An 11,969-nucleotide genomic window follows, 5' to 3' on the forward strand; every position below is an offset into this window, starting at 1 on the left:
AATTTATCCCTCCTATTCCTTTAGTATAGCCGATAAAGAAAGTCTCTTTCAATATGAAAGAGACTTTCTTTTATTTCAATTATTGATTCTTTGTAGCTGAATTATCTGCTAAAGTAGCTGTTTTCGTCATTTTTTGACCATTACGATAGAATGTAACTTCTACTTTTTCGCCTACTTTTTTCTTTTCATATAAATATTTACGGAATTGAAGTGAATTTTCTACTTTTTGATTATCTAATGCTACTACAATATCATATTGCTCTAAACCAGCTTTTTCTGCAGGTGATATTGGGTAAATTTTACCTAATACAACGCCGTTTGTTACTTCTTTTGGTACTTTCAATTGGTTTACTGCATAAGCTTGCACATCTTCTAATGAAACAACACCTACACCAAGAGCTGGACGTTTCACTACTCCTTCTTTTTCAAGTGATTCAATAACTGGTTTTGCGATATTAATTGGAATAGCAAATCCAATTCCTTCAACTTCTTGTTGTGCAATTTTACTTGAATTAATCCCAATTATTTCACCGTTTTGGTTAAATAACGCACCACCACTATTACCTGGGTTAATCGCTGCATCTGTTTGAATAACTTGCGCTTGCCAATCTGGTCGTTTATCCCCATCAATATCTACTGGAATTTCACGTTCTTTACTACTAATAATACCTTCCGTTACACTTCCATCAAATCCTAGTGGATTACCGATTGCAATTGCTTTTTCACCAGCACGGATTTTACTTGAATCACCTAAAGTGGCAACTTTATTTACGTTAGATCCGTCAATTTCTACAACAGCTAAATCTAACCAAGGGTCTTTCCCTACAAGCTTTGCATCTACCTGTTTACCATCACTTAGTTTTACAGCAAGTTTATTTGCACCATCTACTACGTGGTTATTTGTTACAATATATGCTTTATTTCCTGCTTTTTTATAAATAACACCTGATCCTGAACCAGCTTGTTGTTCTTGGCCTGTTGGTTGCATTGCAAATGGATCAATGCTTTGTTGCATATTAATAACACCTACAACAACATCTTTCGCGCCTTCAATCATACCAGGTAAATCAGTTTCATTTTTTGCTTTATTGACAACAGGAACTACAGTACCTTCAACTTTTGAATCCGAACTGAATGATGATACGGCCGCTCCATTATTTTGAGCCCATGGCATATATGGTGCTGCAAAACTAATTGTGACAGCTCCAACTACCGCTCCGACTAAACCTGTGAAAAAATAACCTTTTTTACCGCCTGATTTTCTCACTTCTCTCGTTTCACTATGCTCTTCATTTAAATTCGGTCCGTCGTAATATCCCATGTTTTATTTCCCCTCTCTGGTGAATTCGTACTTTCAGTATAGTCACAGTTTGTGTCCTTCTTGTGAACTCATCGTGAAATCCAATTAAAAAAATACTCTTATCTATCATTGTAGACAAGAAAAGTATTTTTTGTACATTCCACCTACAAAAGAGAGTATAAATTTGCTATATCCCAAAGCCAAAGTACATAGTAATTTCAAGGTTATTCTTCAAATTTGTAACCCACTCGAATAACAGTACCGATATGCTTCGCCTTATCTCCTAGTTTATTTCGTAGTTTTTTAATATGAGTATCTACCGTTCGGTCATCACCGTAGTAGTCATATCCCCATAACTGATCTAATAAATGTTGACGTGACAACACAATTCCTTTGTTCTCCATTAAATAAACAAGAAGTTCAAATTCCTTATGTGTCAATATAATTTCTTCTCCATCTACTAACACCGTTCTAGATAGGCGATTTACTTCTATTCCAGCTAAAGACATAGTATTTTCTTCTGCTACTCCTACCACGCCATCCGCACGTTTCAATAACGTCTTCGCGCGAGCTACTAACACTTTCGGGCTGAAAGGTTTCGTTACGTACTCATCTGCACCTAATTCGAACCCTAGTAATGTATCATCCTCATCTGAACGTGCTGTTAACATAATGATAGGTACTGCTGATTCTTTTCTAATTCGTCTACAAACAGACCAGCCATCTATTTCTGGTAACATAATATCTAACATAATTAAATCAATTTCATGCTCTGCAAATAATTCTAACGCTATTTTTCCGTCTTCTGCTTCGATTACTTCAAAGCCTTCATTACGAAAATAATCACTAACGATTTCACGTAATCTTCTTTCATCTTCAACAAGTAATACTGTTTTATTCATATCATCTATCCCGCCTTTTTACTCTTTCAATCGAATAATACGTTGATTGGAGCTTCCGCGAAATGGAAGTGTTAAATCTTTTTTCTCGATTTCAAATCTTCCATCGACTAAAACATCCCCATAATGTAACAACTCTATCATATCATTATTTTGAGAACTCTGTATCTCTTCTAACGTATAACCTGTATACATCCATAGATTTTTTTTCAAATCTTTCACTGCTTGTGCTACTTTCTTCACCTCAGTAGCTTGGAAAAATGGATCTCCACCTGAAAATGTTACATCAGTTAATGGATTACTTGCAATCTCTTTCACAATTTCTTCTACTGTCATTTCAGTTCCATTACAAATATTCCACGATTTCGGATTATGGCAACCGAAACAACGATGCGGACAGCCCGCAAAAAACACGACTGTCCGCAACCCTTCTCCATCTACTACACTATCATGAATGATGTTCATCACTTTCATTTATGCTTCACCCGATCCATCTCTTCACTGCGTTTGGCACTATTCCACTTCGACATATCTCCTACAAGATAGCCTGTAATACGGCGAATCCTTTCTATATTAGCCTCGTCTCCATTTCCACAGCTTGGGCATTCATTGCCAATAACCCCGTGGTAACTACAGCACTTACAACGGTCAACAGGGTGATTAATTGAACCGTATCCAACGCCATGATCTGCCATCGCTCGCACAATTTGTTTTAACGCCTGTTTGTTATGCATAGCTGCTCCGTCTAGCTCAATATACGTAATATGTCCCCCGTTACATAAGGCATGGAAAGGTCCTTCTAAACGAATTTTATTTATCGCTTGAATGTTATAATAAACTGGGATATGGAATGAATTCGTATAGTAATTATGATTCGTTATGCCGCTAACCACACCAAATTCTTCTCTATCTTTTTTCACAAACTTCCCTGATAACCCTTCTGCAGGAGTTGCAATTACTGAGAAATTCAGTTCATGTTCTTCCGTCGCTTTATCCATTCTATCTCTCATAAAGGAAATGATTTCATACCCGAGTTTCCATGATTCTTCATCTTCTCCATGATGCTTTCCTGTTAAAGCTACTAAGCACTCCGCAAGACCGATAAAACCAAGACTTAACGTCCCTTGCTTTAAAATAGATGCTACAGAATCTTCAGGCTGTAACTTTTCTCCACCGCGCCATACACCTTGTGAATATAAAAATCTAAAATCTCTTGCTCGCTTCGTACATTGATACTCAAATCTCTCTAATAATTGCTTAATTCCTAAATCTAAGTAATAATTTAACGCTTCAAAAAACGCTTCTTTTGAACCACTAATTAACGCTAATTTCACTAAATTGATAGACGTAAATGATAAATTGCCTCTTCCAATCGCTGTTTCTTCTCCATGTATGTTAGACATAACACGGGTACGACATCCCATGTAACATACTTCACTTTCTGGTCTTCCGTCATAATGTACTGCATTAAATGGCGCATCTAAAAATGAAAAGTTAGGGAATAATCGTTCAGCCGTTGTCTCTAACGCTAATTCAAATAAATCATAGTTCGGATCACACTCTTCAAAGTTCACACCTTTTTTCATTTTAAAAATTTGAATAGGAAAAATTGGTGTTTCTCCTTTACCAAGACCGGCTTGTGTCGCTTTTAAAAGCTGTCTAACTAATAACCGCCCCTCTTTTGATGTGTCTGTTCCATAATTGATAGAAATAAACGGTACTTGTCCCCCGCCTCTACTGTGCATACTATTTGAATTATGAATGAAAGCTTCACACGCCTGATACGTATCATTTTCTGTTTCTTTCCATGCAAATTCTTCTATTTGTTCTTTCGTAAGCGGGTACGCCTGTAATCGTTTCTTATGTCTCGCTACTGTTTTTCTCACATAAGGAGCTAAATCAATATCAAAGAGTGCAAACGATTGACCACCATGCTGCATATTTTGATTCGCCTGAAAAATAATAGACGAAAGAGCCAATGCACTTTTAATGTCTTGCGGTTGTCTCATATGTCCATGTCCGGTATGAAAACCATTCACAAGCATTTGCGCTAACGGAATTTGCGAACAAGTCGTCGTTCCTGTCGCATAAAAATCTAAGTCATGTGGATATAATATATTTTGATTTATTGCTTTTTTCACTTGATCTGACAATAAATTTTCAACTGCATAATATTTCGCACTCTCTGATGCGAACGTTCCCATTACTCCCATCGGAGAACGGCCATCTACATTTGCATTTTCTTGCATTAAATCTTGCTCACTACCGTGGACAATCGTCTCAAACACTCTCATTAATTCTTCTCCACGTACATTTCGTTGTAACATTTATAACCCTCCACCAATATGTTGTTGTCTTTTGATTAAAATGTTACTACATATAGTCTTGGTTTTTCTGTGAGAAATGTAACATTCCTGTGAAATTTTTTTCACGAAATAATGAATTTTTCATTTACAAAAAAGAAATGTGCTCTTTACAAATGTATGGTACAATATACGGGAAAAACTCTTTTTACCCTTTATCAACACATTTGAATAAAGGAGACTGAACTTATGGTTACTACATATCTTTTATTTATCGTTGCCTACTTACTTGGCTCGATTCCATTCGCACTAGTCGTTGGAAAAATCGGCTACGGAATCGATATTCGTGAGCACGGAAGCGGTAATCTAGGCGGAACAAATACATTCCGCACACTAGGGAAAAAAGCAGGTTTTATCGTTACAATTGCTGACATTTTAAAAGGTACATTAGCAACAAGCCTACCGATTATTTTCGGATTATATGTTCACCCACTATGGTTCGGATTAGCAGCTGTTCTTGGACATGTGTATCCGATTTTCGCAAAATTCCGTGGTGGTAAAGCTGTTGCAACTTCTGCTGGCGTACTATTATGCTACTCACCAGTTGTTTTTGCAATATTAGCTGTTGTCTTTTTCAGCCTTTTATTTACAACAAGATACGTATCACTTTCTTCTATGGTAACAGCCGTCGTTGCTGTTATTGCATCCATTGTTAGCGGGGATAAAATCTTCATTATTGCGATGTGTTTATTAGCAGGTATGGTTATTTATAAACACCGTGCAAATATCGGACGAATTATAAATAAAACTGAACCGAAAGCAAACTTTTCAAAAAAGCAAAAATAAGATCGTAACCCACATAACGCAAAAAGAAAACGTGAAGCATATTAATAGCGTCTTTTTGCGTTATTTTTTATACTAAAGAAAAAGCAACATAATTTGGAGGAACTATACATGAATCTTTCCGTAACAAAAGAAGCAGCACAATGGTATAAAAGCGAATTAAACTTACAATCGGGTGAAACACTACGCCTTTTCGTACAATACGGCGGTTGCAGTACTGTGCAAAAAGGACTTTCTTTAGGTATTCGTAAAGATGATCCTGCACATCCTGCTGTTCAAACTCAAGAAGAAGGTATTAACTTCTTTATTGAAGGCGATGATGAGTGGTTCTTCGATGGACATAATTTATCTGTTACATTTAACGACGGTGATGATTTCCCGCAATTTAATTATGAAAAATAAAAAAAGCGTGGCAGAAGCCACACTTTTTTTATTTTTTCTTAATTTCCTCATATTTCGCATACCACTCAGGATATAACTTTTTAAATGATACGGGCCTGAACCCTTCTTTTTTCGCACAAATATTCGTCGTAGTTGCAGTAATACAAAGGTCTCCATCACCGTTATATATTTCATAACCATATACAACACGAAGCGGACTCACAGTGTCCACCCACGTTTTCACAATTGCTTTTTCACCGTAGCGCATCGCTTTACGATATGAAATTTGCAAGTCTAACACAGGAGAAATGATCCCCTCTTTCTCCATTTCAACATATGAAAATCCTAAATCTTGTATAAGTTTCGTGCGACCTAATTCCAGCCACACTAAATAGTTTGAATGGTAAACAACACCCATTTGATCTGTTTCCGCATAACGGATTTCAACTTCATGTTCTGCTACAAACATTTCTATTCGCCTTCTTTCACTTCTGCTACCTTGCATACATTTAATCATAATACAGCGGAATCAAAAATAAAATAAAAACAGTGAATCTTTTACCGAAAGGAGCAAGCATATGATTCAAATTGTAACTGTTCGTAGCGGTGATAGCGTATATAGCTTGGCATCAAAATATGGATCAACACCTGATGAAATAGTAAAAGACAATGGATTAAATCCATCTGAAACACTCGTCGTTGGTCAGGCACTAATCGTAAATACGAAAGGAAATAATTATTATGTACAGCCTGGCGATAGCCTCTATCGAATTTCTCAAACATATAACGTTCCTCTCGCTAGCTTAGCTAAAGTGAATAATTTATCTTTAAAATCCATTCTCCATGTCGGACAGCAATTATATATACCGAAAGGGACAAAACGAGCAGTAGAATCCATCGCTTATTTACAACCTTCAACTATACCAATAAAAGAAAGTTTAGTTACTGCTACGCGTGCTATTAATCCATTTTTAACATACTTAGCTTATTTCAGTTTCGAGGCAAAAAGAGATGGTACGTTAAAAGAACCGACTGAAACAGCTAAAATCGCTAATATTGCAACGCAAGGCAAAACCATCCCTATGCTCGTTATTACAAATATTGAAAATGGAAATTTCAGTGCCGATCTGACATCAGTTATTTTACGGGACGCAACAATTCAAAACAAATTTATTACAAACATTTTGCGAACAGCTGAGAAGTACGGTATGCGAGACATTCATTTTGATTTCGAGAGCGTGGCACCTGAAGATCGCGAAGCGTATAATCGTTTTTTACGAAATGTGAAAACACGATTACCTAACGGATACACATTGAGTACAACGCTTGTACCGAAAACAAGTTCAAATCAAAAAGGGAAATTTTTCGAAGCTCACGATTATAAAGCACAAGGACAAATTGTTGACTTCGTCGTTATTATGACATACGACTGGGGTTGGCAAGGCGGACCACCGATGGCTATTTCTCCTATCGGTCCTGTAAAAGAAGTACTCCAATACGCAAAATCTCAAATGCCTCCCCAAAAAATTATGATGGGGCAAAATTTATACGGATTCGATTGGAAACTTCCGTTCAAACAAGGGAATCCACCAGCAAAAGCAGTTAGCTCTGTCGCAGCTGTTGCACTAGCTCGTAAATACAATGTTCCTATCCGCTATGATTTCACAGCTCAAGCTCCACATTTCAATTACTTTGACGAAAACGGCGTACAACACGAAGTCTGGTTTGAAGATTCGAGATCTATTCAAAGTAAATTCAACTTAATGAAAGAACAAGGCATTGGTGGTATTAGTTACTGGAAGACCGGTTTACCATTCCCGCAAAATTGGCGTTTACTCGTTGAAAATTTTACAATTACGAAAAAGGGCTGACAAAAGTCAGCCCTTTTTTACTATTAAAAATCCTTCACAAAAAAGAAGAATGACAACATTCTCCCTTTTTAACCGTTATCAACAATCGGTTGTTTACCTGTTTGATCTTGCATTTGCTTTCCTTTATTGCCACCAGCTTTTTTTGATTGTGTCCCAATATGATTCGGTGCAAAGTCTTTTGAATTCTTTTTCGGATTACCCATTACTATCGCCTCCTTAACACTAGTATCGTACTAGTGTTAAGAATTATTCAGCTTGCTTAAAAAGTTTCATTTCATATCGTTTTTCAATACGCTCTTCAATACGATCGATTGCATCACGATCGCTTAATAATTGTTGTTTATTTTCTTTCACAAGTTCGTCAAATGATTTACGGCGACTTCTTCTCACGCTTTTCACCCTCTCTCCTTCGCATTCTTACTATACATAGTATGAGCAAAGGAAAAACTCTTTAATCAGATTTGCAAGAAAATTTTATGTTTTAGTACTCCTAAAAAAACTCCGTGTACAATAAACCGTACACGGAGTTTTTTATACCATCATATTTAAATACTCTTTTAACTTTTCATCTGCATTCATTTCACTTTGTTTATACTCACTTAGCGCTTGCAGTACGAAATCATATTGTTCTAAAATATAACTTTCTAATTTCAGGACATCCTCTAAGCTATTAAGCATAATTCTCGTATTACCAACTTCACTTTTTAACGCCGGTTCACAATTTAAACTCGTACATATTTCTTTCACATCATCTTCTAATATCTCTGTTAATACGTATTTCTTTCGCCCTTTTACTTTTACTCTCATAACTGAATAAAAAGCTTTTATATCTAAATAGCTTCCTACATTCACACAACGAACCCATTCGATATCACGTTTATTTCGTACAAGTATCTTTTTTACTGCCTCATATACTGCTGTTTCATCAAGTACTTCCGTATCCGATTTCCTGTTTGTTTCTTTTTCAATAGATGCACATTTTTGATAAACAGCTGCACAAGTAATACAATCATCAAATGCATTATGAGAACTTAAACGAATGCCAAGCATTCGCTTTAACGTTTCAAGTTTATGATTAGGCGCGTGCTTCATATATTTCTTTGCTAAAAACACAGTATCAATCACTTTATTTTGAGGTTCCGGTAAACCAAGCATATTTACATTACTTTTCAAAAAACGCATATCAAACGATGCATTATGAGCGACAATTACATTTGTATGTAAAAATGCTAAAAATAAAGGTAATACTTCTTCAATCGTCGGTGCATCTGAAACACGATAATTTGTAATACCTGTTAAACTCGTTATTCGGTCCGGAATTGAACGATCTGGATTCACATAGGAAACAAATTGATCTACTAGTTCATGATTACGATATTTCACCGCTGCGACTTGAATAATTTTATCATTATAAGGGTTAAATCCTGTTGTTTCAAAATCAATTACAACATAATCTAACGGTAAGGATATATTCCCCACTCCAAACACTCCTTTACCTCTAAACGTTTATATTTCCTTTATCATAACATGCTGCTATCACTACATGAAAAAGAAAAGGTAGAAATGGTAACTTTCCACCTCTACCTTTTCGCCGTTATTTTAATTTAGCAATCCGTTTCTCCATCTCTTTTTGCGTCATCGGTCCAATAAACTTATCTTGAATGACACCTTTCGTATCTATAAAATACGAAGTTGGGATCGTAATTACTTTATACGCTGTTGTCACATCAATGTTCTTGTCCAATAAAATAGGAAAAGTAATTCCTTTTTCCTTAGCAAAATTACTTACCTTTTCTACTCCCCCACCTTTTTCTGAAGGCGTATAATTTATTGCTAAAATTTCTACGTTTTCTTTATGTTCTTTATAGAAAGCCTCCATATCAGGCATTTCTTGCTGACACGGTCCACACCACGTTGCCCAAAAGTTTACAATCACTTTCTTTCCTTTTAAATCTGATAACTTTACATTCGTTCCATCTAACTTTGTTAATTCAAAATCTGGTGCACTCTTCCCTATTTCAATACCATTACTTGCAATCATCTCTTTCATAGCAGCTTCACTTTTTTCTTGCTTCCCTTGTACCACCTGATCGTTTTTACCAAACTGTTCATAAGCTGCATATCCGGCTAAACAAAGTAACACTACAATAATCGTAAACTTCCGCCACATTTTATATCACCCTAACGTGTTTGTCTTCTTATAACTTAATCAACAAAATACTATATACCTTATTTTAGCTTATACGGACGAGCTTGGAAATATTCACAGTCGAAATAATTAGAATATTCTCATTTAAAGTGAAATTTTTTCCTTTTTATCATATAATTAGAAAAACAGATGAAGTGTTGCTTATCTTCTTATGGACCCATTCACCTTTTTACTCTCGTAGTTATAAATCTACAACAAAAGGGGGACTGTTTATGAATTCATTCGAAAAAACAACATTATATATTCTTAGTTTTCTTTTATACCCAGTCGGTATTATTGCCTGGATCATTTCACTCTTTAGTAAAGATCTTGAAAAAAAGAAAGTAGGGCGTATTTGTCTCTACGTCTCTCTAGTCTCATTCGTCCTTTTCTTAATTCTTGGAATTGCCACTTTCCTTATGACTGCTACCTTTAACGTTGATCTGAATCATTCAGAATCTATCGAGTATCAAATTAATGATGCTGAATAAGGATAAGAGCAGTGCTCTTATCCTTATTCACATTTCTTAAAAAATGAATGACTATATATTAATTTTTCAGGACTTCCACATGCAACAATACTGCCTTCTTTCATTATGACAACCCGATCTGCTAGTATCGCTTTCTCCACATCATGTGTTGCCACAATTCTCGTGACCTCTTTTCCTAGTCCTTCTATCATATCCCAAACAGTTTCTTGATTGCTCGGATCTAATCCCACAGTCGGTTCATCTAAAATAATAAGATTCGGCTTTGAAACAATGGCACGTAATAATGCAAGACGTTTCCTTTCTCCTCCCGAAAACTCTTCTCCACTTTTATGTAACACAGTTTGAACCCCTTCAGATATTCCCCTAATTATCGGCTTCACATTAACGAGTTCAATATTTTTTTCTAACTGTTTTTCTAGATACTCTTCCCCGAAATACATATTCTCTTTTACTGTCGTCCGAAAGAAACGAGGTTCTTGCCACACTGTAGTCATACGAGTCTCATTACCATAATAAACAATGCTACCGTTAGATGGTTTATACAAACCTGTCATTAATTTTAAAAGCGTTGTTTTTCCTGCACCACTTTCCCCCACAATAATAACGAGTTCACCAGGGTAAATTTGCAAATCAATATTATGAATTCTGCATTTCTCTTCATCACTCTCCTGAAATGAAACATTTGTTACCGTCATCCCCATCGCTCTTTCTACCTTACTATCTGCCACTCGTTTATCTAAAAAGGAAAAAACTCTATTTGCCGAAGCGACTGCAACTTGTGTCATCATTAATAAATCACCAACGTAACGAACTGGAAAAAAGAGCATTTCAATTGTGGCTAACACGGCAACAAGTGAACCAATTTCCATTTCTCCCTTCATTATTTTCTGCGCACCTATAATGAGAACAACGATATATGCTCCTGTTTCAATCACTGTCCCAACTACCCCAATAAAGTTTTGCATCATCGTCTTCTTTACTTCTGTTTTATAAGATTGTGCTGTTACTCCTTTAAATAAGCGAATGGCCCACTTTTCTTTTTGCAAACTACGTAAATCTTGTGCTCCTTTTACAAACTGTGACACCATCTCTACAACACTTGATTGATTGCTTTGAGCAACGCTTGCAATATTTCTTACCTTTTTCCCCATCACCATCGGAACCGTTGCACTTAAAAATAAAAACGGAGTTACCCACAATATAAACTTCATATCTATATGTTGTAGTGCTATGAACGCACCTATAAATTGCGCAATGGCGTGTATATATTCTATTAATATAGAACCATATAATCTGACCCAATTCGGAATATCAGACACAACTAACGTCTCTAACTCTCCTTGCTTAATCTTCTCACTCTCTTCAAACGGTAATAAGAAAAAATGGCGCAATACATCTATACGCTTCTTTCGCAATATTCGTTGACTTGCTTTAGAGCTTACATAATCAAATGAAAGATTGTTCACCCACATCAGCAAACGACTAACTGCAAACAAAGTAATGTAAAGATACACCTCCTTTAACTCCCGTTGAATAAGGTTATCTACAATTAATCCCATGAAAATTGGACGGGATAAGTTTAAAATAGCTGCAAAGAGTCCACTGCATACAGCTGCTATTACTAACATTTTTTCTTTCTGTAACGGTAACAATATTCTTTTATATTCTTTCATGACCTTTCCTCCATTTTTTT

The 11,969-nt window shown here is 35.9% G+C and carries 14 protein-coding genes; 4 read left to right on the forward strand and 10 right to left on the reverse strand.

The features are described 5' to 3' along the window. Positions 1–79: 79 nt before the first annotated feature. The 4 genes from PDL00_RS16625 to PDL00_RS16640 form a co-directional block, all read right to left on the reverse strand. Complete coding sequence (locus PDL00_RS16625) at positions 80–1,321, reverse strand: S1C family serine protease (RefSeq protein ID WP_242255591.1); 1,242 nt, start codon at positions 1,319–1,321, stop codon at positions 80–82. Between the two features lie 203 nt (positions 1,322–1,524). Further along, a complete protein-coding gene (locus tag PDL00_RS16630) occupies positions 1,525–2,202 on the reverse strand; it encodes a response regulator transcription factor (RefSeq protein WP_001044678.1) in 678 nt (225 codons plus the stop codon). Between the two features lie 18 nt (positions 2,203–2,220). After that, positions 2,221–2,673, reverse strand: coding sequence for an anaerobic ribonucleoside-triphosphate reductase activating protein (gene nrdG / locus PDL00_RS16635; protein WP_061679916.1), 453 nt, complete (start codon positions 2,671–2,673; stop codon positions 2,221–2,223). Next, complete coding sequence (locus tag PDL00_RS16640; RefSeq protein WP_242255593.1) at positions 2,670–4,526, reverse strand: anaerobic ribonucleoside triphosphate reductase; 1,857 nt, start codon at positions 4,524–4,526, stop codon at positions 2,670–2,672. Before PDL00_RS16640 ends, nrdG begins: the two co-directional genes overlap by 4 nt. 225 nt (positions 4,527–4,751) lie before the next feature. Here PDL00_RS16640 and plsY point away from each other — a divergent pair, with 225 nt between their 5' ends. Next, on the forward strand, positions 4,752–5,348 hold the full coding sequence (gene plsY, locus PDL00_RS16645; RefSeq protein ID WP_270730241.1) for a glycerol-3-phosphate 1-O-acyltransferase PlsY: 597 nt from the start codon (positions 4,752–4,754) through the stop codon (positions 5,346–5,348). Positions 5,349–5,456: 108 nt separating this feature from the next. Then, the gene (locus tag PDL00_RS16650; protein ID WP_097819587.1) at positions 5,457–5,747 is read left to right on the forward strand and encodes a HesB/YadR/YfhF family protein; all 291 of its coding nucleotides are present in this window, start codon (positions 5,457–5,459) and stop codon (positions 5,745–5,747) included. A gap of 28 nt (positions 5,748–5,775) precedes the next feature. Here the strand turns inward: PDL00_RS16650 and PDL00_RS16655 are convergent, their stop codons facing one another. Then, complete coding sequence (locus tag PDL00_RS16655; RefSeq protein WP_000495809.1) at positions 5,776–6,195, reverse strand: acyl-CoA thioesterase; 420 nt, start codon at positions 6,193–6,195, stop codon at positions 5,776–5,778. A 109-nt stretch (positions 6,196–6,304) separates the two neighbouring features. On the opposite strand from PDL00_RS16655, the gene PDL00_RS16660 reads away from it, so the two are divergent. Next, on the forward strand, positions 6,305–7,597 hold the full coding sequence (locus tag PDL00_RS16660) for a glycosyl hydrolase family 18 protein (protein ID WP_270730244.1): 1,293 nt from the start codon (positions 6,305–6,307) through the stop codon (positions 7,595–7,597). Positions 7,598–7,665: 68 nt separating this feature from the next. Here PDL00_RS16660 and sspN read toward each other — a convergent pair whose 3' ends face one another. The 4 genes from sspN to PDL00_RS16680 all read right to left on the reverse strand — a co-directional run bounded on the left by sspN (position 7,666) and on the right by PDL00_RS16680 (position 9,767). Further along, a complete protein-coding gene (gene sspN / locus PDL00_RS16665) occupies positions 7,666–7,800 on the reverse strand; it encodes an acid-soluble spore protein SspN (RefSeq protein WP_000527987.1) in 135 nt (44 codons plus the stop codon). Between the two features lie 43 nt (positions 7,801–7,843). Further along, positions 7,844–7,987 carry an FbpB family small basic protein gene (locus PDL00_RS16670; RefSeq protein ID WP_001254697.1) on the reverse strand — a complete coding sequence of 48 codons (144 nt, stop codon included), beginning with the start codon at positions 7,985–7,987 and terminating at the stop codon, positions 7,844–7,846. A 141-nt stretch (positions 7,988–8,128) separates the two neighbouring features. Further along, positions 8,129–9,076, reverse strand: coding sequence for a 3'-5' exonuclease (locus tag PDL00_RS16675; RefSeq protein WP_270730247.1), 948 nt, complete (start codon positions 9,074–9,076; stop codon positions 8,129–8,131). Positions 9,077–9,191: 115 nt separating this feature from the next. Continuing rightward, on the reverse strand, positions 9,192–9,767 hold the full coding sequence (locus PDL00_RS16680) for a TlpA family protein disulfide reductase (protein ID WP_242255598.1): 576 nt from the start codon (positions 9,765–9,767) through the stop codon (positions 9,192–9,194). Positions 9,768–10,018: 251 nt separating this feature from the next. Between PDL00_RS16680 and PDL00_RS16685 the strand changes: the two genes are divergently transcribed. Beyond that, complete coding sequence (locus PDL00_RS16685) at positions 10,019–10,276, forward strand: hypothetical protein (RefSeq protein ID WP_242255600.1); 258 nt, start codon at positions 10,019–10,021, stop codon at positions 10,274–10,276. 23 nt (positions 10,277–10,299) lie between these two features. Here PDL00_RS16685 and PDL00_RS16690 read toward each other — a convergent pair whose 3' ends face one another. Beyond that, positions 10,300–11,949, reverse strand: coding sequence for an ABC transporter ATP-binding protein (locus tag PDL00_RS16690; protein WP_270730251.1), 1,650 nt, complete (start codon positions 11,947–11,949; stop codon positions 10,300–10,302). Positions 11,950–11,969: the final 20 nt, after the last annotated feature.

It is taken from the genome of Bacillus cereus group sp. TH152-1LC (genome assembly GCF_027710505.1).
In the GTDB taxonomy this organism is placed as follows: domain Bacteria; phylum Bacillota; class Bacilli; order Bacillales; family Bacillaceae_G; genus Bacillus_A; species Bacillus_A mobilis.